A 26,195-nucleotide genomic window follows, 5' to 3' on the forward strand; every position below is an offset into this window, starting at 1 on the left:
GTCGATCACAAGCCAAGATGGTCAGGGTCATCAGCAAGTCTTTATCCAGGGTGTCAACGTTCGAAACCGAGATGCGCTCGGTAGCGAACGGCAAGGATATCGGAGCAAACTGCCTTGTGATGTTCAGGCTCAGAATAGGTGGTTTTCATCATGTCGCTCAAAGACCATGGCGCTGGTCGACCAACGGACGGCGTTTCGTGGATCAACTGATGGATCCGGATCGGGCTCTTGACCATGCGCTCCCCTATATAGGATCAGCGATGGCTAAACAGGCCATTTTGAGTCTCACTAACGAGGACCAGGCAGCGAGGATTCGTAGCTGGTGCCTGTGCAGAGTCGGCGAAAGTTTGTAGTCGACTGCGATACGCTCACCTGCTACGACGGGCATCATTGCTAGCACTCGACCCGAAAATGGGGACAGCGAGTCGCAAAAGCGGGTACGCAGCGCGTGGCTCTGCAGCAAACGGCGTTTCCTTTCCGCAGTCGGATCGGAGCGCCTATTTCAACAGTGATTCCAATCTGGTGCTGATTGCGTCGAAATTGGTATTGGCGTCGCCGGAGACGGTTCGTCCACAGTTTAATCAAGCAGGAGCCCGATGTTCATGAACTGATCTGTTTGAAGTCAATGCCCCATCCGCTTCCTAATACATCAGCTCTTAGGAGTTTGGTGAACGAACTTGGCATTGATGCAGTTGTCGCCACGAGTCCGGAAAACCTCGTGTATGCGGTCGGTAGTTTCATAATGAGCGTCTCGTATCTGAGGCGTCAGACGATTGCTATCCTGCCTGCGGCCGCGGAGCCGGTTTTGCTGGTCGCTACAGGCGAGCGGAAGCGGCTGATTAATCAGAGCTGGATCAAAAACGTTCGCATTATACCGAATTTGTGGACGACCCGGCGGACGCGCTCGCAGACGTGCTCATTGATGTCGGAAAGGATCACGGCACAATTGGTATCGATTGACCTGCCACTAAGGTGGGCGGCATAGGCCGCAGGGGTGAGGTATTTCAGCGACGAGTGAGGCCGCCGGATATTGTAATCGGCAACCCAGTTGGCGATTTTGGTGCGGGCATCATCCAGATCGAAGAACAGGGTCTCGTTGAGCAGCTCATCGCGCATGCGGCCATTGAAACTCTCGATGAAGCCGTTCTGCATCGGCGTTCCTGGCGCGATGAAGTGCCAGTCGATGACCGTGTCCTTGCTCCAGGCCAGCATGGCGTTGCAGGTGAACTTGGTGCCATGGTCGGACACGATCATTCCTGGTTTGCCACGTCGTGCGACGATCGCTGTCAGTTCGCGGGCGACGCGCCGTCCCGAGATCGACGTATCCGGAATGGCGACCAGGCATTCCTTGGTCACGTCATCGACGATGTTGAGGATGCGGAAGCGCCGCCCGTTGGCGAACTGGTCGTGGACGAAGTCCAGCGGGCGTTGGGCTTGGCCTCCACCAGGATCGGGGCCCGGGTCCCCACGGCCTTGCGGCGGGCCCCTCGCTTGCGGACGGTGAGCCCTTCCTCCCGATAAAGCCGGTTAATCCGGTTGATTCCCGATGGCTCGCCCTCCCGCCGCAGCAAAACGAACAGCCGGCGGTAGCCGAACCGCCGCCGCGCGTTGGCGAGATCGCGCAATCGGCCGCCCAGAGCCGCATCCGGAGGGCGGCTGGAGTGATAGCGGATCATCTTCCGATCCGCGCCGACGATCGAACAGGCCCGCCGTTCCGACAGGCTCATGACGGCCTGCAGATGCGCGACCGCAGCGCGCTTGGCGGCGGGCCCTACCATTTTTTGAAAGCAGCTCGCGAAGGGCGGCCGCATCGAGCATCTGCTCAGCCAGGAGCTTCTTCAGCTTCGTGTTCTCCTCTTCCAGCGCCTTCAACCGCTTGGCTTCAGAGACATCCATGCCGCCGAATTTGGCCTTCCAATTGTAGATCGTCGCTTCGGAGATTCCGTGCTTGCGAGCCAGGTCGGCCGTCTTTGCCCCAGCCTCATGCTCCTTCAGCACCGCGATAATCTGCTCTTCCGTGAACCTTGCTCGTTTCATCTGTCCGTCCTTCTTCAGGCCGGGCTCTAACTCGATCTGGAGGAAATACGCAGTGGCAGGTCAGCGGCGGAAGAGCCCTTTTTCTTCTGCAGGGAACGGGCTAAGCAGCTCGGGCTGGACTTTAGAACGCCGTGGATTGATCATAGCTTTAGCATTGAACCTCACGAGTTCCCCCTGATCCGGCCTGGCGAAAAGACGAAGCTAGAAGTTGGGATGGTGTTCAACATTGAGGCGGGTGTCACGCCGGCGCGGTGTATCATCTTGAGGATCTGTTCGTGGTAACGCAGGAGGGCCCGCGCTTGCTGACCTTGGGTTTCCCTCCTTCCCCAATCTCGATCATTGGCGAGCCAATCCGAGGGTAAGGGAACGCTTTTTCTGCTAAATGGGTTCGGACCCAGTCTTCAATGGGCTTACTCGAATCCCCAGATCACAATCAGCCACGTCCCGGCAGTGGGAGCTCTCGGGTGGTGCTGCTCTGTGATGAACGGATTTGGAATCGTCGACGACCGATCGAAGAAAATTGGTGGACGAAAGCGAGGTAATCACAGGCGATGTGGAACTGCATTATCGTTGGTGGTGGCTCGGCGGGCTGCGTGATGGCCAATCGCCTGAGCGAGGAAGCGAACGTGAAGTCCTGCTGCTCGAGGGGCGCGCGACAAGTCGATTTGGATCGACATCTCCGCAGGGGACGCCAAGCTCCCGAACCACAAGAAATTCAACTGGAACTTCGAGATGGAAGCCGGAGAAGGCATGGCCGGCCGGCGCATTCCTTTTCCGCGCAGTCTCGGACGGGGCGGCAGTTGTTCGATCAACGGCATGCTGCGCGGTCAGCCGCTCGCTTACGACGCCTGGAGCCAACAAGGCAATCGCGGATGGTCAACGAGGACGTGCTACCCTACTGCAAGAAGTCGGAACACTACGGAGGTGTGGGCGATCGGGCGCGGCAAGGGCGGGCTTCTCAATGGGCGTGACACTGATAAGCACTATGTGCTGTGCGATGCCTTCATCGACTATGCTCGCCACAGTTCGGGCCGCTCTAAAGCCCGCTGACGTCGTCAATGAAATGGAAGTGAGGTGATCTGGGGCTATCGCGTGGAAGACGGCGTCTTCCGTCACCGACTTTGAACGGAAAACTTGATGAAGCTCGTCAAGATCTACAAAGAAGAAGACCGCAAAAACCGCTCAGGACTCGAGCTCCGAAGACACACGCGCCTGCACCTGCAATCAATACTGCAACTGCAAGGATTGGTGGTTGCCGGTCTGTCGATTGCGTGACCATTGTAGTTAAATGCAGTGTGGGCAAGTTGGGGTATGAGCCCTCGAGTCGATCCCTCGCGATTTGTTCGGAAGGCATCTACTCTTGCTGTGGCCACGTTTGTCGACACGAGCGGTATCGCATATTACCCAAGCCAAACGAAAACCCGGTGAACAACCTTCAGCTTTCGGACTTCAAGGACTTCCCTGTAGCCCTTAGCGCTGGCGTTGGTAAGACGTTGGAGCTTGTCTTGTTTGGTACAATGTTACGGCAAGTAACTTTATCCGATTGATCAGGTTGTTGGATCGCAAGCAATGGTTGAGCTAGGACGCCTATTGTTCGAAGACGAATTCTTGCCCGTGCCCCTACGTTGTCCTGGGTACGCGTTCCTCCACCCTGCCAATGCGTACATCGTGAGGAGAAGCCGCGCATGATGGTTCAGACGGTAACAGGGCCGATCCCGGTTGAGAGCCTCGGACGCACATTAATGCATGAGCATCTGTTCATAGCCTTTCCTGGCGCTTGGTTCGATCCACTCGCTAAATTCAGCCGTGAGGAACTGATCGAGGAGGCGGCCCGGCGGCTAGCGCAACTGCGTGAAGAGCATAACGTACGCACCTTCGTCGACCCCTGTCCAATCGAACTCGGTCGCGACGTCACCCTAATGAAGAAGGTTTCCGAAAAGTCCGGCATGCAGATCATTTGCACCACTGGATTTTATTACGAGCAAAGGGGGTTGCCGTTCTACTGGCGCGCCCGCACCGTCGACGAGATCGCCGAGCTTTATATCCGCGAGATCACCACCGGCATCGGTGACAGCGGTGTGAAGGCCGGCGCCCTTAAGGTTTCGACGAGCGCGCCTGTTGTCACTGATCAAGAGAAGAAGTTTATTGCCGCTGTCTGCATCGCGCAGAAGGTGACGGGGGTGCCGATCATCACCCACACTACGGAGGGCTGCGCTGGGCCAGAACAGCAGCACCTGTTCGCGGCCGGTGGCATTGCCGCCCATCGCTGCCTGATTGGCCATTGCTGCGCCAACCCCGACTATGGCTACCATCGGCGGATCGTGGACAGTGGCTCTTACGTCGGATTCGATCAAATCGGGATGGACTACGTACAGCGGGACGACGTGCGCGCCGACACCCTGGCGAAGCTCGTGCACGATGGATTTCGTGCGCAGATCATGATGAGTATGGACCGCCTGTGCGGCTATCTCGGCAAGCCAGCGACGCGCCAGCTAACCACCGAGGAGATCGCCAAGATCGAACACCTCAAGTCACAGGGACTCTGGCAAGCGCACACCTACATGTTCACCGATTTCATCCCGATGCTGCGTGCTCGCGGCGTCCACCAAACGGACATCGCCTCCATCTTGGAGGACAATCCTCGACGGTTCTTTGCTGGTGAGAGTCTGCCGAAACGGCGGCAAACTGGAACGCGTGCCGGAATCTATCAAGCAGAGGCGCGGCGCGTTCTTCGATAGTGTGAGGCTGCGCGATGCGGATGCACCGACGGAGTCGATCCAATGGTTCCGTCCATAGCGAATTGCTTCGGCCGGGACAGTAGGGCGGTTCAACGATTCCAAAGCATGGGGTGACGAAGTGAACCTTTGCAGTGGAAATAGGACGGGATAAATGCAGATGGTGGAAATTACTGCGCCGCTGGCAAAGTTTGTATCTGAGCTGACTTTGGAACGTGTGCCAGACTCTATCAAGCACGAGGCGCGACGCTTTATTCTGGATACTCTAGGCTGCACGATCGCAGGAGCACGCAGTGAAATCGGTCCAGTGGTTCTCTCCACAGCGAAGTTGTTCGGAAAGAGCAAAGACGCAACAATCGCCGGTGGAGGAAAACGATTCACGTCGCCTGCTGCAAGTTACGGAAATGGCAGACTAGCTAATTGTCTTGATCTCGACGAAACATATCCCGGCGGGCCAATCGCGGGCCTGCATTTTGGAGCGAGCGTATTCGGAGAGGCCCTGGCGTCTTGTGAACAAATGAACCTGACTTCGAAGGAACTTATCCTGGCTGCAACCTGCGGTTATGAGGTGGCGGGCCGCATCTCCGATATCGGAACTCAAATCGAGATTGAAGGAGGCAGAATTACCTCGATGCCCGAGGTTTGGGGGATATCCCTTGCACCGACAGTTGGAGCATCTGCTGCGGCCGGACGGTTGCTCAACCAGAGCGCCGCTGCACTGGAGCAAACGTTCGGGGTGGCCGCTTCAAACGCAGCAACTCCGATCGGTCCGATTTGGTCTAGACAAATCGCGCTGCCAAACACGAAATACTACGATAGCGGTTGGGCGGCGATGGCAGGTGGTTTTGCAGCAAAGTCAGTGGAGCGAGGATCGACAGGCTTAGCATCAATTTTTGACGGGACGTCGAGCATCTTTAAGATGGTCGGAGCACGACGCATTGAGCCAAACGGGATCGTCGGAGAGCTAGGATCTAGGTGGGCGTTCGAAAACATCGGGTATAAACCCTGGCCGAGCTGCCGTTGGCATCATTACGCGCTCTGCGCACTGAACAAAGTGCGCAAAGCTGGACACTTTAACATCGATGAAATCGAGGAGATCGTTGTAGGTGTCAACACTGCTGCGCTCTCAGACAGGTTTCTAAATCCGGAGCCTCCAAACTTCGTAGCTAGGCAATTCAGCTTTGCACATGCAATTGCAATGTTTCTACTTGACGTACCGCCAGGGCCTGAGTGGACCTTGGAGCGATGGGCGTCAGATTGGAGAGCGAGAGACCTCCGATCGAAAGTTAAGATCGTAGATAATCCTAGAGCGGCAACATATGCACAGTATTTTGTGCGGGGTCAGTTTCGTCAGGTTCCAACTTTTGCCGAAGTTAGGTTTCGGGGGAAGACAGTCCAAGCTGAAGTGGACTTTGCGTGGGGCGATCCGTGGTCCGACGAAACTCGTTTCAGTGACGATGATATCGTCGAGAAGTTTCGGAGTGTCACGAACCTACCAAGCTCGATCGCTGATCCCGTGATTGAGACTGTAATGGTAGCAGAGTTGGGTGCCAGCCTATCGCCTGTCTGCGCCGCACTGTCCTACGACGTAGTGTGAGTCTTTTGCGCGGCGCGGTGCGTGAGTCATAGCCGGGAGCAACAACGGGGGCGTTTGTCGTTCATATGTACGGACAGCAATCGGGAAGCCTCGATTGAATGCTTGCCTGGCAAAACTGCGAGCCGCCGCGACCTGCGATATCATCGTGGGTGAGGGACGCGACTTCGCCGGGCCGTAAATCGAGCTTGGCACTCCACCGCCGTTGTTTGATCGCCGACCGGGATGGGATCTACGATCCTGGAATAGCCGATTGCCGCATGCGGGTCGGACTAAAGGGTTGCTGATCTTCGAGACATTGTTGAAATTAACGGACGATCGCGCAAGTGGTGCGGGCCTTTGTTGGCCGCAGCTTGGTATTTGACCTTGCTCCAAAGTTTTATCCAGTCCTGAGTTCGAAAGAGGCGCTGGCTCAGCGCATGAGGCCCAAGGCCAAATGGACCCTTGGACGTCTCTCACGATCTGCATGCCAAGATGCTTCCTTTTGAAGTCAGCTTCCGGCGCTGTGGGACAACCCGGCGTCCCTCAGAGATCATCGCAAGCCCGTACGCTGTCCGATCGAACAGGTGCGTCATGCGGCCCGGGACAAAGCCGAGGTGCGCATCGTGTGGCGCGGTGGCGCAACCACCGAGCTTCTAGTCACACTACTGGTTACCGCGGTGGTGGCTTACTGCGGCACCAGGAGGTGGTAGAGCGCAAAGGTGCGCTGGCGCACGACGGCATGCATGACGATGAGCTCGCGCGCATTCGTCTTAAACACCCTCTCATGGTGCGGTCTCACGGCCAGCGGCCATAGACGATTGACAAACAGATTGGCAACTTTGTCTCGGGACTCCCACCAAGTGAAGCAATGTTCAGCTCAAACGATTAGAGCCATCGGGTCAGTTCGTCTTACAACGCTACCGCTTTAAAAGCCATTCGCGCTGGTCTTGCTCCGTTGCGAGTTGCGTTAAGACGTCGGAACCGGATGCGGCTCTGTAACAGAAACGTTTGCGCCGTTCGGCGCAGCAGATTGCATTTCCAAACCTACCTCAATGCGTTTGAGCAAGACGCGACTCGCAAGACTTTAATCGAGGAGCAAATCCGCGAATTGATCGAGGGCTTCCCGTGGGCCAAACCGATGCAGGCACTGCAAGCGCCGAAGGGGAGCGGTCCGACTGTCGCTGCTAGGATGCTCACCGAGGTTGGGTATTTTTCCCGCTTCGCTGATCCACGCAACTCATCGCCGACTTCGGCCTTGCTCCATGTGAGCACAGCAGCGGCGGCACCATAAGGCCGTGTGGCATGACCAAGGCCGGCAATTCAATCGCGCGGACCGGGCTGTGTTAAGGTGAGATTGCGTCTCTTTTTCCACGAGCAGTGTGAACGGCGCCCAGGTCTATGTCTAGTAGCCGAGGGCGCGGTTAATGGCACGCGGCGGCCGGCGGCCAACGCAGATGGCCTTGGCGGTCTCAATCAGCGTGCTCGCGACCGCGTGCATGCTAACGTCGCTCGCGTCATGCGGCGTAATGGTGATTTTGGGATGCTCCCAGAAGGGATGGGACGGCGGCAAGGGTTCGGTCGCGAAGACGTCGAGCGCCGCGCCCGCCAACTGACCGCTGTCGAGCGCCGCAAGCAGGTCCGCTTCCATTAGGTGTTCACCGCGGCCGATTTGGACTAGGTAACCGCCGCGCTGCATTTTGGTGAACACTTGCGCGTCGAGGATGCCGCAGGTTGCACGCGTGAGCGGCAGGAGGTTGACGAGCACCTCGGTTTCATTGAGCATCTCCCCAAGTCCGGCCGACCCATGGTAGCTGCGCGTCGTACCAGACATCGGCTTGGCCGTCCGGCTCCAGCACAACACGGGAAACCCGAGGTATGCGAGATCGGCGGCGACCTTGCGCCCAATCTCGCCGTAGCCCAGGATGCCAACCTGGACGCTGTCGACGTTGCGCTGCGGGCGAGGCTGCCAGACGCGATCGCGCTGTTGCGTTTGATAGGTAGCAAAGCCGCGTTGATGGCCGATCACGTGCCAGGCGACAAAGCCTGACATCATCTGCGCCTGTCCGGGATCGACGACGCGAACTACATCGACGTCAGGCTTTAGGCTCGGACAGCGGACAATATTGTCTACGCCAGCTCCGATCGAACATACCGCCTGCAAATTTGGGTAACCCGAAAACGCTTCGTCCGCCGGATGCCATGCCAGAGCGAGGCGAACATCGGTGTCATTATGTTCATTATGATCGACCACTTCAACCTGATCGGCGATGCGCGAAATCTCGGCTCCAAGACAAAGGCGCAAATCCAGTCGGCTCGAGACGAGTGCGCACCGCAACCGCGCCTCTTTGGCAAGCCGATCGGGCGTCGTGTTCTCGATTGCAGCCATGAGAATCCTCCATGATTCAAAAGCCATCGCCGGACACCTCAGCCGGCGCGACGCAGCAATGCAATTTGCTTGCCGCCGCGTGCGTTAGAGTTCATTGGTGTAATCGCTAAAGAGCGCGCGCATGCGAGCCGCGCTCCCTTGAAGAGCGCTGTCAGCTACCCGACAAGACGCGTCGCATAGGCAACAGGCGGGATCCAAAAAGGTGAGTATTGTCAAGCGCGTGGGCGCTGGCATGCGACTTGCCAATTCGCGGGCACCCTCGCGGGATTGGCGTGCTTGAGGTTACTTTGGTGGCTCGCGGGATTGTCGATGTGAGGCCCAAGGCGCCGGCGGTGCGCTTGAGCCTGGTCGAGTGTGAGCTGGTTGCGGAATGCTGTTTTCTATCTGATAGCCATCCTATCCAACTCTTAAGATTTGAATCTTTTTGGTGGTGGTGGACGTGGAAAAGATCGATGCCCTTATTGTGGGTGCCGGTGTGGTCGGTGTCACCGCAGCCTTGGCTCTCCAGCAGCGCGGCCTGAAGGTGCTGATACTGGACCAGCACGCCCCAGGGCAGGGCTGCAGTTTTGGCAATGCCGGCGTCATCGCTCCAACAGGATTTCCTCTCAACGCTCAGTTTCGTGTTTCCGAGCTTCCAGCTCAATTCCTGAAAGCGAGTTCACCCGCTGCCCTCGATTGGGCATCAGTGCCAAGACTCTTGCCTTGGGCCGTGGAGTACGCGAAGGCCACTCGACCGGACAGGGTCAAACGTAACACAAGCTTGCTTCATGACTTAGGGCGCGAGGCACTTCGATCCTACGAGCTGCTACTCCGGACTGACCTCCCGCCGATCAATAGGCGTGGCTACCTCGTTGTCCACCTTTCAACTTCTGAGGCGCAGGCAGCAACCAGTTTGAACTCGATTCGCACCTCGCTCGGCGCGGCTGTTAGGATGCTGTCCGACGCAGATCTCGTTAAGATGGAGCCCGTCATTGGCGGGTTGACGCGTTGTGCTACGTTTATCGAACGAGCGGCTCACGTGACAAATCCAGCGGCGTTCGTCGTCAAGCTCGCGGAGGTATTCGTCCAACGCGGCGGCGTCTTGCGCTGCGAACGCGTCCAGAATCTGGAATGCAAAGGAAGTGGAGAGGTGCTAGTTAGGGGAGCTCGCGAAAGCTACTCGCCCGAGACGGTGGTTCTCGCAACCGGCGCCAACGCGAAGCAGCTCCTTGCGCATTGTGGCCACAGAATCCCGCTCATTGCCGAGCGAGGCTACCATCTTGAACTGGATGTCGAGCCTGGATTCATCAGCCGGCCGCTTAGTCTGCCAAGCCTGGGTGCGGTCCTTACGCCCAGCGAACGAGGGGCGCGGATTGCCGGCTTGAGTCACTTTGGCTGGCCAGGTTTAAAACCCCGACCCCAGTTGCTCTCATCAGCGCTGGGGCGAGTACGCAAACTGCTACCGACGCTCAAACCCCGACCCGGTTGCCAGGTTTGGAGCGGCGAACGTCCGGCGACACCGGACTCGGTGCCCATCGTCGAGCAGGTGCCGGGCCATCGTCGCATATTTGTGGTCACAGGTCACGGACATGGGGGACTCAGCTTGGGTGCGGTCACGGCACGAATCGTTGCCGATCTCGTGACAGGCAACGCGTCTCCCTATGCGAGGCGGCTCAATTCAGAGCGCTTTGGTCTTGAGGTGAAAGACTCTACGCCGCTTTGCGTCTAACGAACCGACAACAAAAGATCGAACAGCCAGAGCAGGCCACGAACGAGCCGAAATGACCGATTCACCTAAGCCCAAGACGTTGAAGACCGACGGCATCACCGCGCCGCTGAGCCATGTCACCTTCCGGCGCATCTGGCTCGCGAGCCTCCTCTCCAACATCGGCAGCATGATCCAGGATGTCGGCGCGGCCTGGACAATGACGCAGATGACCGCCTCGGCCGACAAGGTCGCGCTAGTGCAGACTGCGGCGATGCTGCCTCTCATACTGATCGCGATGCCAGCCGGTGCAATTGCCGACATGCATGACCGGCGTATCGTGGTGCTAGTGTCGCTCTTGATATCGCTGGTCGGCGCGACCGCACTGACGACGCTCGCCTGGCTCGGCCTGATCACGCCGAATCTCCTGCTGGCGCTCTGCTTTATCGTCGGCAGTGGCGTGGCACTGATGTGGCCGGCCTGGCAATCCTCGGTCAGCGAGCAGGTGCCCTCGGAAACAGTGCCTGCGGCGGTAGCGCTGAACGGCATTAGCTACAACATCGCGCGCAGCGTTGGCCCAGCGATCGGCGGCATCGTGGTGGCGTCCGCCGGCGCAGAGGTCGCATTCGCGCTCAGCGCGCTACTTTATCTGCCTCTGATTGTCGTGCTGTTCCTGTGGAAACGCAACGCTGAACCCTCGAGTCTGCCGCCTGAAAGCCTTAGCCGCGCGATTGTTTCGGGCGTGCGCCACATCAGCAATTCGCCAGTAATCAACATCGTACTGGTCCGCGTTATGGTGATCTGGGCCGTCGGCAGCGCGATCATCGCGCTGATGCCGCTGGTGGTGCGCGATCTCCTGCATGGCAGCGCTCAGACCTATGGCCTCATGCTCGGCAGCTTGGGCATGGGCGCAGTCGTCGGCGCGCTCAAGATCACCGAGATCCGCAAGCGGATGAGTGGTGAGGCCGCGATCCGCGCCTGCGCACTGTCCATGGGTGGGGCGATCGCCACCGTGGCGCTGAGTCGCGCACCGGTGTTGACAGGGGCGGCGCTGGTCGTAGCGGGGGCCGCTTGGATGATGGCTGCAGTGCTGCTCAATGTCTGCGTGCAATTATCGGCGCCGCGTTGGGTGGCGGGGCGCTCGCTCGCAGCCTACCAAGGGGCGGGAGCAGGCGCGGTTGCCGTTGGCAGCTGGGGCTGGGGCCATCTGACCAATGCCGCCGGTATCGAAATGGCCCTTCTCGTCTCCGCCGCTCTGATGCTGGCCTCGCCGTTCATTGGCATGTGGCTGCCCATTGCCGCGCATTGGCGCGCGGGGCGCGGAGCCCGTGGTCCTTAGGGATCCCGAGGTGCGGGCTGGCCTCGACCAGGCGCAACAGCTCCTTGGCAGTCGAGATCCAGTATCAGGTTTCGAAGGAAAATGCGCGGATGTTTCACTACATCATGCAGGAGGTGCAGCTGTTACGCCAGCGCAACGGCGCCTATGGGTCGATCGCATACAACATCGCAGCTCCCGAACCATGGACCGAGCGCTATAACTGCCCGACCTGGGTCGACTGCTTGCGCCGGCGCAACCGCTCGACGCAGTCGGAGCGCGTAATGGATCAGCAGGCGATGGCCCTTTATGTCCGTTCCGTCCCGGTGCGCGTCCACCGCATGCTCGAGCGACCGACCGGCTGGTACGCCGGTAGGATGACACTGATGCGGAGGGTGGCTAGGCAGTCGGATGGAGCGCGCAAGCTGCCGGCCTCTTAAGGAGTTGATCATTCATGATGCGTTGCAGATGGCCGTGATGGCCGTCGAGTGCAAACAATGGCGCTCGAAACCGTCCCGGTACGGCGAGCTCGGCGAGTCCTTGATCGATCCGATGCTGGTTGCGCATTCCCGCGCATTTCAGCAGCTTGTTGTTTGATCACGACTGTTTCGTGTATTAGCCGCGAGTATGGGCAAGTCGTGTGAGAGCGCTTGTTCGATCACTTCCCTCTCTCTATGAGCTACTATCTTGCATTTGATATGCCGACGTACGTGCTCATCGATCAGGCCTACGGAAGCCGGTTCCAGTGCGGGACCATCAATGCGCGAAGATTGAGGTTGTACAGGTAATGGCAGCCGCCGTCTTCGGCCCAACCGCGAAGTGAATCAGTCTCATCAGGCGCCGCCAAGGTCGTAAGGACGAGTTCTGCCGCACTTGGCAGGCCGGAGTCCCTTAGCAAAGGAGAGGCCGCGGGCTTGTGCAGATCGAGCAGCTCGCCAATATAGGCCAAAGTGAGACAGCCCGAGCTGCGAACACCTGAGAATCTGCATGTATGGCTAAGGGCTACTGAGAAATCTTCGCTGGTGTCCTTGCAAGCCGCATTTGGCAATGCCCTGGCGGATAGATACGCTAGTTAGCGCGCCACTCATGTCCCTGATTGAAATTGTACCTATACGAAAGCGGGTTTGTTGGTCCCGTGCAGCACAAAGTTGACGAGGCTTTGAACGTCAAACACCGGTCTACCAGTTTTTCGCTGAATTGCCGCTGCAAATGGCGGCAAGTTGTGGCACTCGCAGACAAACGCCTTGATATCGGGAAAGCGCTCCAGCAGCTCTGCTGAGGTGCCGGCGACGCAAGCTTCTATTCGTTCGAAATCTAGTCCGCCATTGCCATTCAGGTATGGTTCAGCAAACTCCTTGTGGCGCTGCAATCCAAGAACTGCCGTTGGCACAGCGTCGGAAACGCCTGCTGATTGCAAATAGTTCTTTGTGAGCGCTTCATCGTTTGCGGTAATTACGCCTACTCGGCCCTGGACCAGACGGTGCACAAGCGGAATCTGCAGCAGTGATGACGCGATAAACGGGACCCGCAGCTGCTTTGCAATCGTATCTTGCAGAGGGATAACAAATCCGCACGTCGTTGTGACAAGATTGGCGCCCATTTCCTGCAATTTTAGCGCACCCTCTAGATACGGAGCCAGCAAAGCCGGATTTGGAACGGGGTGCACCACGTCCCTAGTGGTTACACCGCAAAGGACGTGTAGAATGGTCCGGCAAGGATAGGAATCTGAACTACCCGCGTCCCCCGCGGGACGACGGAACGACTTTGATGGTAGGACAATGACCCCGACGGTGATCATAGCTCTGCTCCTTTGTTGTTAGAGATCGCTCGAAGACGTGGTCAATTTGGATGAACCATTTTGTCGCTTGGATCGAAGGAAACCACGTCGGCAACCGGACGCACCAAGGGAATGCCATCTGTCCCGTGGCGGCACCAAAATCGAATGCACGACTGCTGTCGCGGGACTCCAAACCCGAACCAATAATACGAATAAGTCGTCTGGATAGCTGTTGCGCGTCCTCCATAGCAGGGCGCCGTACCACGACACGCTATTTCGCTCGTACATCTCGCCTTAATCTCGTAACGGCGATGGTGGAAATTGCTGAAGAACCAGTGGCGCCGCATCAGCGTATCGATCAGGTCCCAGGCAAGAACCGAGTGTGATTTGCATGCTGGAGTGCTTTCAGTTGACAATTGATCCGCGCGACACAAGTCAACAAATAGTTGACGTGCTTTTTTCATCAATTGGTAAGGTTAGTAGTTGACCGGCGACGCAATTTTGTACCCTGTGAGAGAATTGATATAACTCGCTTGCACCCCATCGCGGCGCGCCCCGTGATGAGCGTTCAACCCTTAGGTTGTCTTGCATCTAGGAGCTTTCCGGTGAACTTCCTCGGAATGGATGGACACCTGTAGTAGGCTCGAAGAGCCATGAAGTGTGGAACGGAAGGACGTCAACGTCGGTCGTTTTACGGACGGCTACAAGCGGCAAGCGATTGATCTCGTAGCGTCGAGCGGGCGCTCGATCGGATGTCGCCAAGGAGCTTGGCCTGCGCGATTCCGTGCTGCGGCGGTGGGTGGAGCAGCGAGGGGCCCGGCTGGAGCCGACGGCGGCGACGCGGCACTCACAACGCAGGCGACGCTGCCGTCGGCGGACCACGCGGCAGAGACGCCGCGTTTGCAGCGAGAGAACGAACGGCTGCGCATAGAGCGCGACATTTTAAAAACGGTCTAGCACCGTCGCGCACCTGTGCGGCGTAGAAACAGCCTCGCGCTATCCTGGACGGCTGGGAGGGTAGCGGCCGCTCGATTATTGGACACAATCCCCGTAAAAAAACATGGTCCATGGGTGCATGCGAACTTGAGAGTGGTGACGTCGTCTTGGCGACGATCCCGATTAGGAAGATGACGATTGGGATAGCCCAGACCCTCCTGCTCATCATTGAACGGAGGATTGCCATGCTCAGGAAGAGGACGGCCGGCGACTGCCCGGAACTTAGGGTGGTCAACGTCGGGGCCGGCGCCATCGACATCGGATCAAAGATGCACATGGCCGCGGTGAACCCCACTTGCACCAACGTGCCTGTGCGCACTTTCGGCACATTCACGCGAGACCTGCATGAGCTGCCGTACTGGTTCAAAACGTGCGGCGTTACGAGTGTCGCGATGGAATCCACCGGGGTCTATTGGATCCCGGTCTACGAGATCCTGAAGCAGCGGGTTTGAGGTGATTCTGGTCAATGCGCGTTCGCCAAGAACGTCCTCGGGCGCAAGACCGATGTCAGCGATGCCGCGTGGTTGCGCCAGCTTCACTCCTGTGGCCTGTTACGCCGCGGCGGCTTACGACCTGATGCCGAGATCGCAACCCTGCGCGCGTATCTGCGCTAACGGGAGCGGCCGGTGGAATATGCCGCCGCCCATATCCAGCATATGCAGAAGGCCCTGATGGAGATGAATCAACTCCATCATGTGGTCACGAATATCACGGGCGCAACCGGCGTGCGTATTATCTGAGCGATTGTTGTAGGCGAGCGGAATCCTGACGTCTTGGCAACCTATCGGGACGCGCGATGCCATTCATCCATCGCGACGGTCCGTGCGGCACTGGTGGGCAACGACCGGCACGAACATGTCTTCGCGCTGACCTAATCGCTTGAACTCTACGACGTCTACCAGGCGAAAATGCTGGACTGCGACCGCAGGTCCTGATCGCGGCGCTGAACAATAAAAGCGCAAAGTCGGTCGGAGTTATTCAAGCCACACATCAAGACCGAAACAGATCAACGCGCCTACCTTCGATGGCAGGACCACGCTGTACGGCGTGCTCGGCGTCGATCTGACCGAGATCCATGGATTGGGTCCATCGCTGGCATTGAAGCTCGTCGGTGAGTGTGGCACCGCTCTGCAAGCATGACCGAGCGCCAAGTACTTTACCTCCTGGCTGTGCCTTGCACCAGGCAACAAAATCTCTGGCGGCAAGGTGTTGTCCTCGCGCACACGGAGATCGTCCAGTCGCGCAGCCGCACTGTTGCGGTTGGCAGCAACAACCGTCGGGCGGAGCTATACGGCGCTCGGTGCATTCTACCGCCGACTGCCCTCACGTGCGGGTAAGTCAAAGGCGGTGACAGCGATTGCCCGCAAGATCGCAGTTTTATTCTACAACACCCTCCGGCCCGGCATGCAGAGACCCCGGCGCGGATCACAATGAGCAGCAATATCGCGGCCGTGTCTTCGCTCACCTTCGGCGCCGAGCCAAATCTCTGGGCTTCGTGTTACAGGCCATTCCAGGCGCCCCCGATCCGGCTGTTTCTTAGGAAGTCGATCGCGATCTTTGCTGGAACACGGACATGAGAGTCCGCTTCATCGAAGATCGCCGCGCCGATTATCCGGTGACGCTCCTGTGTGACGTGCTTGGCGTCTCGCCGGCCGGCTATTATGCCTGGCGCTCGCGCCGAGAGAGCCGACGATCTGCTGCCAATCGTGACCTCGTCGACCACATCAGGCGGGTCCACCGCGACACCCGCGGGCGTTATGGCAGCCCGCGTATCCATCTCGAGTTGAAGGCTCAGGGCCGCGGGGCGAGTTAGCTCGGACGCGAAGAAGGCGCGGATAGCTGCGGAGAGCCAGCTGCCGGGAGCTGAGGCGGCGTCGCTGGCGCGCAAGCATGGCGCAACACACTGGCAGGCTTACGATTGGCGTCGGCGGCTCCGGCACAGTCAACTGGCGCTGCCAGAGAGCGAGGCGGCATCGTTCGCGCCCCTGATGGTTGATGCCACATCGGCGCCAGCGCGAGCCTTGAAGGCTGTCCAGCGAGGGGGGAAATCGTAATCGGCGACATAGTGATCCCAAACGGCGGTTGATGTCGAGCAGCTGTCGGAAATGATCAGAGCGGTCCGGGCATCGCGATGGTTGGCACCGGGCGCGATCTGAAGATCTACGTGGCGACACGACCCGTTGATTTCCGCCGCGGTCTCGACGGGGTCGCGGCTGCAGTGCAGGAGATGCACGGCTTTGATGCGTACAGTGGCGCAGCGTTTGTGTTCCGCGCCAAACGCGCCGACAGAATCAAGATTTTGATCTGGGATCGCACTGGTGCTGGTGCACAAGCGGCTCAAGGGCGCCAAGGTTTGCATGGCCTCAGATTTGCGACGGCGTGATGTGAATCTCACCGGCGATGCTCGCCGCCTTGTTTGAGCGGTTGGATTGGCAATTGGTCCGGCCTGAGCATGCGCGACGTCCGCAGCTTGCGGGGTGACTGCGGCAGAGTGGCTCATGAGCGTCGCAGCAAGTGGAATTTGTCGCGCTTATGTGTTCGACTTGGCGCGTGGACCTTACTGCTCTCCAGAAAGAAAGCGAGCGTTTGCAGGCTCTCCTGGTCGAGACGAAAATGGCTTTGGCCGCGTCCGAGGAGGCGCGGCGCCGGCTGGAAGTCATCGTCGGCCAAGGGCCGTTCGGACGGCCGATCTGGTGCGCCTCAGCGCAACCGCAGGCGGCTGCCGGCGCACCTGACGCGGGTGGAACAGATCATCGAGCCGAAGAGCAGGCTGTGCCAGTGCGGCTGCGGCGAGATGGCGAAGATCGGTGAGAACATCAGCAAACGGCTTGATCTGATTCCGGCGCAATTGCGTGTCCTGGTCACGTGCCGCCCGAAATACGCCTGGCGGCGCTGCGCGAACTCCGTTGTGCAGGCGTACGCACCGGAGCGCGTGGTGCCAGGCGGACTGCCGACCGAGGCACTGATTGCCCAGGTGATCGTCGCCAGGTTCGGCAATCACTTGCCGTTCTATCGGCAAAGCAGAGATCGATGGCCGTCAACGGGGGCCGACTGGGTCGCGCGACGCTGGGCAATTGGGCTGGCCTGGCCTGCTTCCACCTTACGGCGATCGCCGATCACATGCGAAAGCACCTGGCCGCGGCGGATCGTCGGTTCATGGACGAAACCACGGCGCCCGGTGCTCAATCCGGGACGACGCACAACCAAGAAGGGTTTCTTCTGGGCGATGGCGTGCGATGATCGCGGCCATGCTGGCCAAGGTCCGATCGTGCTGTTCGGCTATGCGCCGGGCCGGAGCGGTGAGCATGCCAAGCGATTCCTGCAGAACTTCCGCGGGCGGTTCCTGCAATGCGACGGCTATGAGGGCCACGATCGGCTGACGCGCATCGAGCGGCCCCAAGGACCATCGGCGCTCGTGCATTGCTGGAGCCATCTGCGTCGACGCTTTGTCAAGCTGACGCGCAACACCAAGTCCCCGATCGCTGAGGTCGCCGTGCGGCAGATCGCAGCCTTTTACTCTGTGGAGGCGACCGTGCGCGGCTCGTCGCCGGAAGTCTGGCTCGCTGCTCGACGGGAGCACTCGGCGCCGATTATCGCCGCCCTGAAACCGTGGCTCGAAAAACAACTGTCGATGATCTCCTCAGGCTCGACACGGGCTGAAGACATCCGTTACGGGCTCGCCCATTGGCAGAGCATCACCCGCTTCCTCCGCCCGTCTCGAGTTGGACACCAACTCGGTTGAAAACGCCATCAGGCCGATTTGCCTGACCAGAAAAAACGCGCTCTTCGCCGGCAATGAAGTTGTGCCGAAGATTGGGCACTGCTCTCGTCCATCGTCGCAACCTTCAAACTGAACGACGTCAACCCAGTTGCATACATCGCCGAGACGCTCACGGCCATCCTCGACGGTCACCCGCACAGCGCAATCGAGGACCTCATGCCATGGAGGCTCCGAAAGGCGTCAAGCCCAACCCCATAGGGGATCGGTGAAGCGCTTACCTCTATCGGGCCGCTGTCATGGACCTGTACAGCCGGAGGATTTTCGGCCGGGCAATGGCGGATCATTTGCGCGCCGACCTGCCCTTGGCAGCCTTGCGGATGGCGATCTCGGCGCAGCGGCCAAGTGCCGGCCTGATCCACCATGCCGATCGTGGCGTTCAATATGCCTCAGCGGAGTACCCCAAGCTGATGCAATCCGCCGGCCTCAGGCCGTCGATGAGCCACAAGGACGACTGCTATGACAATGCTCCGATGGAGAGCTTCTTTCACACGCTCAAGACGGAGCTCGTCCACCAAAGGCACTATGCAACACGGGCAGAAGCACACGAGATATCTTTGCCTATATTGAGGGCTTCTACAATCGAACTCGTCGTCACTCCGCCATCGGCTTTATCAGCCCGATCGAGATAGAGCTAAAAGAAGCTTAACCCTGTCCATTTTTTCGGGGGAAGATCACCGGCTCCTAGATGTATTCGGGAAGAACTTGGATCGTGGCATTGCATGCCTTTCACTTCGGTTGTCTCCCAACCTTCGTGGCTGGCGGTAGCCCATTTTGCGAAGGGTGCAAATCTAGATTTTGATTTGGTGCCTTCTCATCGAAGTGTGGGACTGCAATGACCTGCCACTGAGGTTTCATCCAGCAGCAGTTCGAGTCTCGCAGTTTGTACGCCAAGTGGCTCGAGTGGAGCAACGGACGATCGGCGGAGCTGGTCGGGGTTGCGCAGCCGATCGTCCGTTGCGGAGAAGTGTGCGGCATAGGCCGCGGGGATCAGGTACTTCGGCGACGAGTGAGGCCGCGGGATATCGTAGTCGGCTCTGTGCGCTTTCGTAGACTAAGAGGTGGAATGCCTTCTCCGTCCTCAGCGCAGTGGTGCAACTGAGGCCAAGCGCCGCACTGATCTGCAAGTCTCAGCGCCTCTGTGGGATGGCCGTGTTGCTCTCGTCCGATTTACGACATCAGGGGTCTGGTAGACAAGTTGGCACGACGAAGATGGAGCAGAATCATCCTAGTCGCCTAAGACTAGTTTCTTGGGCGTCCCGCGAAAGCAGCTGGCCCTAGGCGAGAAACGTCGAGATAGCAAAAGGATACCAAACGCGGCTCGAGTAAATCCAGTCGAACTGGATAGTTTTGCCGTTATGGCCCGGCTCACTGCCGCCGGCAGACTCCGGGCGACTCCGCACGAACTAAATTCGAGGTTTCGAGCAGCTGCGGATGGTGCGGCATTGTTCTTTTCCAATAGGATCCTGACGCGAGCATCTGTATTGCGCTGTCAAGTCTAGGCTAACAGTCCGGGGAGCCGAGCGCAGTATCCGCCTTCAAGCCGGCTCATTCTTTCTGAGTTTTGGCACGGTCGTTGCTGGGTGCTGGCGGAGAGCTGGGGGCCGATCTAGGGGGCGAGCCGCGGCCGCGCCCTCAAAGAAGTTCCTTAGCAAGTTCGCCGAGGCTTATTTTGCACGAGTTGTGTGATGAGAATGGCGGAAGTGCAGGAGAGAAACACCTCGTCAAGAACTGGCCATGACGGTGACTATCGCTCGCTTGTTGCAACCTAAACTGGGTAAGCCATGCCTAATGAGGATCTTAATCGATCCACGCCTGTGATGGGATTCGAACTCTCAAGCGAAGGAACCAACTCGCATGTATCCCACCGAGCTCCCACCACTCCTTGCTTCCGCGCGGCGCATTGTCGTGAAGGTCGGCTCGGCTCTCATCGTCGACTCAGCCAGCGGCAAAATTAGAGAGTCATGGCTTGAGATGTTAGCCGAAGATGTCGCGCGGCTCCGTGGGCGTGGCCAAGATGTCGCTGTGGTTTCGTCGGGCGCAGTCGCTATTGGAAGATATGCTCTTGATCTACATCAGAAAACGCTGTCGAGAGCAGACCGGCAGGCTGCCGCTGCGGTCGGGCAAATGCACCTTGCCAGAATGTACAAGGAAACATTTGGGCGATCTCGGTTGACGACAGCACAGCTTCTACTCACTCTAGATGACACTACCGAACGGCAGCGTCTGCTCAGCGTCCGCGCAACCCTAATCAAGCTACTGAGTTTACGAGCAGTCCCTGTGGTCAACGAAAACGACGCTATAACGGGGAGCACAGCGAGCTTCGGTGACAATGATCGGCTTGCCGCCCGCGCTGCACGGTTGATTGGAAGCGACGCGTTGGTGCTTCTGTCCAACGTGGCTGGCCTTTACTCGGCAGATCCAAATACGTCATCGACTGCCATTTTGATAAAAGAGATACATGATTTGACGCCGGAAATTGAACGCATGGCCACTGGCGCGCGGTCTGGCTACAGCTCTGGCGGCATGGTAACAAAGCTGGTCGCCGCGCGTATGGCCCTTGCCTCTGGATGCACGGTGATAATTGCGGATGGTCGGGATGCGCATCCTCTCTCAGCTATTGACGCCGGTAAGGCTTGTACCTGGTTTCATCCCTCCACTGCTGCACGTATCGCCCGAAAAACCTGGATCGCGGGCACATTGAAACCAGCCGGCGTTCTCGTCATTAACAATTCGGCAGTGACACAGCTACGACTAGGCAGGAGCCTTTATGTCGTAGGAGTAATATCATCTCATGGAGATTTTGCCCGCGGCGATGCTGTTGTCATACGCGACGTTCACGGCCTAGAAGTTGCTCGAGGTCTTTCAATCTATTCCAGTACAGAGCTGCGCTGCATCACTTGGCGCTTCGGAATAGAAGCGCGCCCCCCATTTTCTTGTCGTAAGCTTGAGCAGATCGTTCACAAGGATGATCTGACACTTTCCGAATGAGCTAATGTCCGATTAGAAGCTAAGTGAATCCGTTTGCCCTTGCCGAATTGTGGCTTTGCGCCGTGGATCAGGTGGTGCGCCCGTATCCCTGCCTGCGTCGTCAACCTGTATTAGAACCCGCGACCGGCTATCTAAGTCGTCCGTTAACAAGCCGGATTGTTTTTCGGCTGGAGTTGCGTCGTAGAGCATGAAACGCAAAAGATTGCTCAGCCATGTGAAGATGCGGCGGAAGTTGCGGCTGACAGGCGGACGTTGGCGGCATTGCCGGCGCGGCCCTTGAGATAGCAGGGGGGGCGAGGTGGCCTTCGACCTTCGGGTGGCCGATCACGGGCTCGATGGCAGATCGGCGTCGCAGCTCGCGTTTGATGCGCCGAAGACGCCGCGTTTCTGAGATGAAGACGCGGCGTGGATTTCGTCATGGCCACGGTATCCTGTGTCGACGTTGGGCTCGCTCGATCGCACATCTGGTCAGTGTCTCGGTATCGTCGATGACTTGGCACACTGACCGTCGTATCGGTTGTCCGCCAGCGCCTTGGCGTGCAGCACAAACTGGCCGCTTGCGGCAGGCCGATTATTGGAGAGATGGAGGCTTTGACTCCGAACTCGTAGGGGCGCGGGCGGCCTTGCATTGTCGATGCATGCGACCTCGGGGGCGTGGAAGAAATAGAATTTCCAGCCGCGCCCGCGCTGTTGCTGCGACCGGATCTGGAGTCCCGTCCCAGCGGCAGGACGAATGCCTCCTCGAGGACTGGCCGACCTTCGACCTTGCGACGGATGCCGCGGATGATCCGGCCGAGCCGACTGCGCAGCTGCCGCTTAAGCTGTTTGCCATGGGCGTAGCCCGAAGCCATCGTCGCCACGTTCTTGGCAATCCGAGCATAGGATTGCCGCAACCTAACCTCATGCTTCGTCGCCAGTCGGGGCAGACCCTTGATCGCCGCATGCAGTAGCTTGGCATCGGTCGGACGGTGATTCGCTGCATCGTGGTATCAACCGCCACCGCGCCAGGTCTTTGTCACGCTACGCGCCGGCCCCGTGCGCCACCCGCGGGCTCTCGGCCAATGCCGATTCAGCTTGTCGCCGAGCCGCTTGCGCCAGTGGCTCAGGTCTGAGCGCTCGTGCGGGAACGCATGTTGGAAGAACTCTTCGCGGGTGAATACACTGGAAATACGGGTCGTGGACCCAGCGCTCGGTGACAGGATATCCAATTTATCAGGTCGTGGCTGTGAACAACGATGTCCGAACGCGTCGTGCCCTCTAGTGTCATCAACCAGAAATTCGTGATACTAGATGCCTGGGTTTGAGAAATTGTATCGGCAGAAGCGCTCGATGAAAGCGAGGATGTCGTCGGTAGAGTGGGTCTATTTGAATGGCTTGGGATCGGCATTGTGGTGACTGATGAAGTCCACAATTTCTGCGGGCAGAGTTCAGACGCTGCGATAGATGCCGCCGGGTCTTCTTCAGTGATGGGCGTGCGAAGAAGCGCTTGACTTTATTGAGCCAGGACGAGCTGATGGGGGTGAGATGGACATGCCAGCGCGACCGTCTGGTGAGCCAGTTGCGGATCAGTGGGCCTTGGCGTAGTTGTCCATGACGAGATGGACATCGAGACCGCGCGGGACAGCGGCCTCGATCTCGTCGAGGAACTTACGGAACTCTGCGGTACGGTGACGGGCATAGCATTTGCCGATGACCTTGCCCCTCGCAATATCGAGCGCTGCGAAGGGTGAGGTCTGCCGTGACGCGTGTAGTCGTGGCTGCGACGCGCGCGGACTGACCAGGGCGCATCGGCAACATGGGCTAGCTACGGTCGAGCGCCTGGATTTGGGACTTCTCGTCCACACGCAGGACGACGACATGCCGGGGCAGGCAGACGTAGAGGCCGACCATATCGCGCACCTTGGCACGAAATCCGGGTCGGTCGAGAGCTTGAAAGTCTCCATGCGATGACGCTGCAAACCGATGGCTCGCCAGGTGCACTGCACGCCTGGGACCGACAGTCCACTTTCCTTGGCCATGCCGCGCGAACTCCAGTGGGGAGCCTCCTTTGGAAGGCTTTCCAAGGTCCTTACGATGGTGGCTTCGATGCACGACATCATTGATCTCCAGCGGGCTCCGAGCCTTGGCTGGTCGCGCAAGCCCTCCAGGCGTTTCTGTACAAAGCGCTGACGCCACTTGCCGACCGTCATCTCGACTACACTGAGCTTCGCCGCCACCTCCTTGTTCTGGCTACCTTGCGCACAGGCCAGAAAGATCCGGGCCCCGACGCCAGGGCGTGGACCGTCTTGCGGCGACCCGGCAACGCCTTCAACTCAGCGCGCTCCTCATCGCTTGGGATCAGGGGGCTAGTTGCGGCGCTGTTCAATGCTCCATCGCTGTTGTCTTAGCAGGGCATGCGGACTTATGACTTAGGACACTAGAACAGAATAACTCCGGAACGGCATAGGTGTAGCGTAGCATCGCGTTAGTCAGATGCGCTGCATTTCGACTCTGGGACCCAAGCAGGCGTGGTTCAATCTACCGAGAGTCTTCTTAGAAACAAGGGGCGGGGGAACGATAGCGTGGACCGTACCTATTCGTCTGGCCCTTAGCCGTATCCTTATCGAAACTACGTGGCAACCGGCTGCGGCGGGAAGCGGCCATAGAAAGTCTCGCCTTTTGCGGCCATCTCCTCCAAGAGTTTCGGCGGCGTGAAGCGAGGGCCGTATTTGACCTCGAGCTTGTTACAGAGCTCCACAAACTTCTTCGTTCCCATGAAGTCAATATAGGAAAGCGTGCCGCCAGTGAAGGGCGCAAAGCCAAAGCCCAGGATCGAACCGACATCGGCCTCGCGCGGATCGACTATCACATGATCCTCGACCGTACGCGCGGCTTCCACGGCCTGCACCACCAGAAAGCGCTGCTTCAGCTCCTCGACGTCGAGCGTATCGGGATCAAGATGCTTGGGCTGCAGGTCGGCAAGCCCTGGCCACAAGCTCTTCCGGCCCTTGCCCTTCTCAGGGTAATCATAGAAGCCTTTGCCATTCTTGCGGCCGAAGCGGCCCTGCTTCTCGACCAGCTCGACCATCAGCTTTTTATCCGACTGGTCGATCGCGCTCGGACCGAGATCGGCTTCCGTCGCCTTCATGATCTTCAAGCGGAGATCAAGCGCGGTTTCGTCGGACAATGAGAGTGGCCCTACCGGCATACCCGCCATCTTAGCGCAATTCTCAATCATCGCTGGCGGCACGCCCTCCAAGAACATCTCGTTGCCTTCGGAGATATAGCGCGCCACGCAACGGTTGGCGAAGAAGCCGCGGGAATCGTTTACGACGATGGGCGTCTTGCCGATCTGCCCGACATAGTCGAGCGCGGTCGCGAGTGTGACTTCGCTGGTGTTCTTGCCGAGAACGATCTCGACCAGCATCATCTTTTCTACCGGAGAGAAGAAGTGGATCCCGATGAATTGTGTCTGATCGTTGAATTCTTCGGCGAGCGAACTGATTGGCAAAGTCGAGGTATTAGAGGCGAAGATCGCGCCCTCTTTCAGGAGCGGCTGCGCCTTTGCATAGCTGTCGGACTTAACCCTGCGATCCTCGAACACCGACTCGATCACGAGGTCGCAATCCTTAATGGCTGCATAATCAGTGGTGGCGGTAATGCGAGAGAGGGCCGCGTCGCGATCGCGTTCCGTGGCGCGGCCTTTCGTGATTAGATCGTCGTACACTGCTTTGGCATGCATCTTAGCCTTGTTCGCGCTCTCTTGGTGGCGGCTGATCAGAATGACCTCGATGCCGGCGCGCGCCGACACATAGCCAACGCTCGCGCCGACGAAACCGGCGCCGATCACGGCGAGTTTCTTCACCTTGATCGGCGGCACGTTCTGAGGACGCCGCGCTCCCTTGTTTAATCCCTGCATCGACACGAAGAGGCTGCGGATCATCGCCTGCGCTTCCTTCGAGCGCAGGATTTGCGCGAAGTAGCGCGATTCCACGCGCAACGCCGCATCCATCGGCAGCTGCAGGCCCTCATAGACGCAGCTCATCACCGCGCGCGCAGCCGGATAATTGTCGAAAGTCTCGCGGCGGTAGATCGCATTGCTGGCTGGGAACATCATCATGCCAGCCTTGGAATAAACTGGGCCGCCGGGCAGCTTGAATCCCTTTTCATCCCAGGGGGCCACCGCCTTACCGCCGTCCTTAATCCAGTTCTTGGCCGCCCTAATGAGTTCGGCGCGCGGCACGATGGAATCGACCAGCTGCAGCGCCTTCGCGCGAGCAAGATCCATCGTCTCGCCCTTCCGCAGGATCTGCATTGCATCCTGCGGGGAGAGGATGCGCGGCACGCGCTGGGTGCCTCCGGCGCCGGGCAACAGGCCGAACTTGATGTCGGGCAGGCCGAGCCGCGTCTGTGGATTCTCGGCGGCGACGCGGTAATGGCAGCAAAGCGTCAGCTCGAAGCCGCCGCCGAGCGCGAGCCCGTTGATCGCGGCGACCCAGGGCTTGCCTGACGTTTCGATGGCGCGAAACACCAACGAGAAGCGGCGGCTCTGGTCGAACAGCACCTGGTTAGCTGCAACCTCGCCCTTCTCCTTTAGCACTTGCGCGTAAGCGCGGTTCATTCCGTCCAGCATCGAGAAGTCAGCGCCGGCGGACAGCGCCTCCTTGCCGGAGGTGATGACGACGCCCTTCACCGCGGCCTCGGCCGAGGTCTCCTTCACGATTTGCTCAAGCTCGCCCACCGTCGTCTCGTCCAGCACGTTCATCGAACGTCCCGGAATGTCCCACGTGACCAGCGCGATGCCGTCGTCATCGGCGTCGATTTTGAAGTTCTTGAAGGCCATGTGTTGCTCCCTCGGTGCCGGCAGCCATAAGGCGCGGCGAATAATTGGATGGTAGGTGGGCAACGCGAAGCGTGCCCACCAACAAGCGGTTCCGAAAA

At 58.8% G+C, this 26,195-nt stretch carries 18 protein-coding genes and 8 pseudogenes; 19 read left to right on the forward strand and 7 right to left on the reverse strand.

Translation table 11 applies throughout. From position 1 onward, the window contains the following. The first annotated feature begins 625 nt into the window (after positions 1 to 625). Positions 626 to 985 (forward strand): aminopeptidase P family N-terminal domain-containing protein, encoded by a 360-nt coding sequence (locus tag XH93_RS42990; protein ID WP_371814960.1) that lies wholly within the window; start codon positions 626 to 628, stop codon positions 983 to 985. Here XH93_RS42990 and XH93_RS09900 read toward each other — a convergent pair. After that, positions 967 to 2,037: pseudogene (locus XH93_RS09900) on the reverse strand (IS3 family transposase); the annotation flags it as partial. The gene XH93_RS42990 and the pseudogene XH93_RS09900 overlap by 19 nt on opposite strands. A gap of 45 nt (positions 2,038 to 2,082) precedes the next feature. Here XH93_RS09900 and XH93_RS42995 point away from each other — a divergent pair. The 6 genes from XH93_RS42995 (at position 2,083) to XH93_RS43000 (ending at position 7,695) form a co-directional block, all read left to right on the forward strand. Beyond that, a complete protein-coding gene (locus XH93_RS42995; RefSeq protein WP_371815110.1) occupies positions 2,083 to 2,319 on the forward strand; it encodes a M24 family metallopeptidase in 237 nt (78 codons plus the stop codon). Positions 2,320 to 2,769: 450 nt separating this feature from the next. Further along, complete coding sequence (locus XH93_RS09905) at positions 2,770 to 3,087, forward strand: hypothetical protein (protein WP_371814961.1); 318 nt, start codon at positions 2,770 to 2,772, stop codon at positions 3,085 to 3,087. 87 nt (positions 3,088 to 3,174) lie between these two features. Continuing rightward, the gene (locus XH93_RS09910) at positions 3,175 to 3,312 is read left to right on the forward strand and encodes a hypothetical protein (protein WP_194473352.1); all 138 of its coding nucleotides are present in this window, start codon (positions 3,175 to 3,177) and stop codon (positions 3,310 to 3,312) included. A 410-nt stretch (positions 3,313 to 3,722) separates the two neighbouring features. Beyond that, positions 3,723 to 4,775 (forward strand): phosphotriesterase, encoded by a 1,053-nt coding sequence (locus XH93_RS09915; protein WP_194473353.1) that lies wholly within the window; start codon positions 3,723 to 3,725, stop codon positions 4,773 to 4,775. A 151-nt stretch (positions 4,776 to 4,926) separates the two neighbouring features. Beyond that, the gene (locus tag XH93_RS09920) at positions 4,927 to 6,369 is read left to right on the forward strand and encodes an MmgE/PrpD family protein (protein WP_194473354.1); all 1,443 of its coding nucleotides are present in this window, start codon (positions 4,927 to 4,929) and stop codon (positions 6,367 to 6,369) included. Positions 6,370 to 7,587: 1,218 nt separating this feature from the next. After that, positions 7,588 to 7,695 (forward strand): transposase, encoded by a 108-nt coding sequence (locus tag XH93_RS43000; protein WP_194475072.1) that lies wholly within the window; start codon positions 7,588 to 7,590, stop codon positions 7,693 to 7,695. Between the two features lie 55 nt (positions 7,696 to 7,750). Here XH93_RS43000 and XH93_RS09930 read toward each other — a convergent pair whose 3' ends face one another. Then, positions 7,751 to 8,734: a glyoxylate/hydroxypyruvate reductase A gene (locus tag XH93_RS09930; protein WP_246799546.1), complete on the reverse strand. Its 984-nt coding sequence runs from the start codon at positions 8,732 to 8,734 to the stop codon at positions 7,751 to 7,753. Positions 8,735 to 9,173: 439 nt separating this feature from the next. Between XH93_RS09930 and XH93_RS09935 the strand changes: the two genes are divergently transcribed. The 3 genes and pseudogenes from XH93_RS09935 (at position 9,174) to XH93_RS42700 (ending at position 12,330) form a co-directional block, all read left to right on the forward strand. After that, complete coding sequence (locus XH93_RS09935) at positions 9,174 to 10,442, forward strand: FAD-binding oxidoreductase (RefSeq protein WP_194473355.1); 1,269 nt, start codon at positions 9,174 to 9,176, stop codon at positions 10,440 to 10,442. Positions 10,443 to 10,494: 52 nt separating this feature from the next. After that, positions 10,495 to 12,173, forward strand: a pseudogene (locus XH93_RS09940) (MFS transporter). Positions 12,174 to 12,201: 28 nt separating this feature from the next. After that, entirely contained in the window at positions 12,202 to 12,330 is a 129-nt protein-coding gene (locus XH93_RS42700) for a hypothetical protein (RefSeq protein WP_256436600.1), read from the forward strand. Positions 12,331 to 12,841: 511 nt separating this feature from the next. Here the strand turns inward: XH93_RS42700 and XH93_RS09945 are convergent. Beyond that, on the reverse strand, positions 12,842 to 13,333 hold the full coding sequence (locus XH93_RS09945; RefSeq protein WP_194473356.1) for a hypothetical protein: 492 nt from the start codon (positions 13,331 to 13,333) through the stop codon (positions 12,842 to 12,844). 1,358 nt (positions 13,334 to 14,691) lie between these two features. On the opposite strand from XH93_RS09945, the pseudogene XH93_RS43005 reads away from it, so the two are divergent. The 8 genes and pseudogenes from XH93_RS43005 to XH93_RS09975 form a co-directional block, all read left to right on the forward strand. Continuing rightward, positions 14,692 to 16,046: pseudogene (locus XH93_RS43005) on the forward strand (IS110 family transposase). A gap of 33 nt (positions 16,047 to 16,079) precedes the next feature. Beyond that, positions 16,080 to 16,319 (forward strand): transposase, encoded by a 240-nt coding sequence (locus XH93_RS09955; RefSeq protein ID WP_194473357.1) that lies wholly within the window; start codon positions 16,080 to 16,082, stop codon positions 16,317 to 16,319. A gap of 40 nt (positions 16,320 to 16,359) precedes the next feature. Then, on the forward strand, positions 16,360 to 16,560 hold the full coding sequence (locus tag XH93_RS43010; RefSeq protein ID WP_371815111.1) for a hypothetical protein: 201 nt from the start codon (positions 16,360 to 16,362) through the stop codon (positions 16,558 to 16,560). A 77-nt stretch (positions 16,561 to 16,637) separates the two neighbouring features. Continuing rightward, positions 16,638 to 16,889: an IS66 family insertion sequence element accessory protein TnpB gene (tnpB, locus tag XH93_RS43015; protein ID WP_194473358.1), complete on the forward strand. Its 252-nt coding sequence runs from the start codon at positions 16,638 to 16,640 to the stop codon at positions 16,887 to 16,889. 647 nt (positions 16,890 to 17,536) lie between these two features. Continuing rightward, on the forward strand, positions 17,537 to 17,746 hold the full coding sequence (locus XH93_RS42705) for a transposase (RefSeq protein WP_256436640.1): 210 nt from the start codon (positions 17,537 to 17,539) through the stop codon (positions 17,744 to 17,746). Next, positions 17,742 to 18,360, forward strand: a pseudogene (locus XH93_RS42165) (IS66 family transposase); the annotation flags it as partial. The gene XH93_RS42705 and the pseudogene XH93_RS42165, both read left to right, overlap by 5 nt. A gap of 23 nt (positions 18,361 to 18,383) precedes the next feature. Continuing rightward, positions 18,384 to 18,485, forward strand: a complete 102-nt coding sequence (locus XH93_RS42170; RefSeq protein ID WP_246799697.1) for a hypothetical protein — start codon at positions 18,384 to 18,386, stop codon at positions 18,483 to 18,485. A gap of 17 nt (positions 18,486 to 18,502) precedes the next feature. After that, positions 18,503 to 18,933 (forward strand): annotated as a pseudogene (locus tag XH93_RS09975) (IS3 family transposase); the annotation flags it as partial. Between the two features lie 165 nt (positions 18,934 to 19,098). Here the strand turns inward: XH93_RS09975 and XH93_RS42175 are convergent. Then, positions 19,099 to 19,320 (reverse strand): annotated as a pseudogene (locus XH93_RS42175) (hypothetical protein); the annotation flags it as partial. An 821-nt stretch (positions 19,321 to 20,141) separates the two neighbouring features. Here XH93_RS42175 and proB point away from each other — a divergent pair. Next, positions 20,142 to 21,275, forward strand: coding sequence for a glutamate 5-kinase (gene proB, locus XH93_RS09985; RefSeq protein ID WP_194473360.1), 1,134 nt, complete (start codon positions 20,142 to 20,144; stop codon positions 21,273 to 21,275). Between the two features lie 183 nt (positions 21,276 to 21,458). On the opposite strand, the pseudogene XH93_RS09990 reads toward proB, so the two are convergent. The 3 genes and pseudogenes from XH93_RS09990 to XH93_RS10000 form a co-directional block, all read right to left on the reverse strand. Further along, positions 21,459 to 22,472: pseudogene (locus XH93_RS09990) on the reverse strand (IS5/IS1182 family transposase); the annotation flags it as partial. 164 nt (positions 22,473 to 22,636) lie between these two features. Then, positions 22,637 to 23,640: pseudogene (locus tag XH93_RS09995) on the reverse strand (IS630 family transposase). Positions 23,641 to 23,883: 243 nt separating this feature from the next. Then, entirely contained in the window at positions 23,884 to 26,097 is a 2,214-nt protein-coding gene (locus XH93_RS10000) for a 3-hydroxyacyl-CoA dehydrogenase NAD-binding domain-containing protein (protein ID WP_194473361.1), read from the reverse strand. Positions 26,098 to 26,195: the final 98 nt, after the last annotated feature.

Origin of the sequence: Bradyrhizobium sp. CCBAU 51753, from assembly GCF_015291565.1 — a bacterium.
In the GTDB taxonomy this organism is placed as follows: domain Bacteria; phylum Pseudomonadota; class Alphaproteobacteria; order Rhizobiales; family Xanthobacteraceae; genus Bradyrhizobium; species Bradyrhizobium ivorense.

Excerpts from the sequence above, each read along its gene's own strand:
- XH93_RS42990 (WP_371814960.1), top strand. The coding sequence starts at position 626 with ATGCCCCATCCGCTTCCTAATACATCAGCTCTTAGGAGTTTGGTGAAC.
- XH93_RS09905 (WP_371814961.1), top strand. The coding sequence starts at position 2,770 with ATGGAAGCCGGAGAAGGCATGGCCGGCCGGCGCATTCCTTTTCCGCGC.
- XH93_RS09910 (WP_194473352.1), top strand. The coding sequence starts at position 3,175 with ATGAAGCTCGTCAAGATCTACAAAGAAGAAGACCGCAAAAACCGCTCA.
- XH93_RS09915 (WP_194473353.1), top strand. The coding sequence starts at position 3,723 with ATGATGGTTCAGACGGTAACAGGGCCGATCCCGGTTGAGAGCCTCGGA.
- XH93_RS09920 (WP_194473354.1), top strand. The coding sequence starts at position 4,927 with ATGCAGATGGTGGAAATTACTGCGCCGCTGGCAAAGTTTGTATCTGAG.
- XH93_RS09930 (WP_246799546.1), bottom strand. The coding sequence starts at position 8,734 with ATGGCTGCAATCGAGAACACGACGCCCGATCGGCTTGCCAAAGAGGCG.
- XH93_RS42700 (WP_256436600.1), top strand. The coding sequence starts at position 12,202 with ATGGCCGTGATGGCCGTCGAGTGCAAACAATGGCGCTCGAAACCGTCC.
- XH93_RS09945 (WP_194473356.1), bottom strand. The coding sequence starts at position 13,333 with ATGGGCGCCAATCTTGTCACAACGACGTGCGGATTTGTTATCCCTCTG.
- XH93_RS09955 (WP_194473357.1), top strand. The coding sequence starts at position 16,080 with ATGAGAGTCCGCTTCATCGAAGATCGCCGCGCCGATTATCCGGTGACG.
- tnpB (WP_194473358.1), top strand. The coding sequence starts at position 16,638 with ATGGTTGGCACCGGGCGCGATCTGAAGATCTACGTGGCGACACGACCC.
- XH93_RS42705 (WP_256436640.1), top strand. The coding sequence starts at position 17,537 with ATGGCCGTCAACGGGGGCCGACTGGGTCGCGCGACGCTGGGCAATTGG.
- proB (WP_194473360.1), top strand. The coding sequence starts at position 20,142 with ATGTATCCCACCGAGCTCCCACCACTCCTTGCTTCCGCGCGGCGCATT.
- XH93_RS10000 (WP_194473361.1), bottom strand. The coding sequence starts at position 26,097 with ATGGCCTTCAAGAACTTCAAAATCGACGCCGATGACGACGGCATCGCG.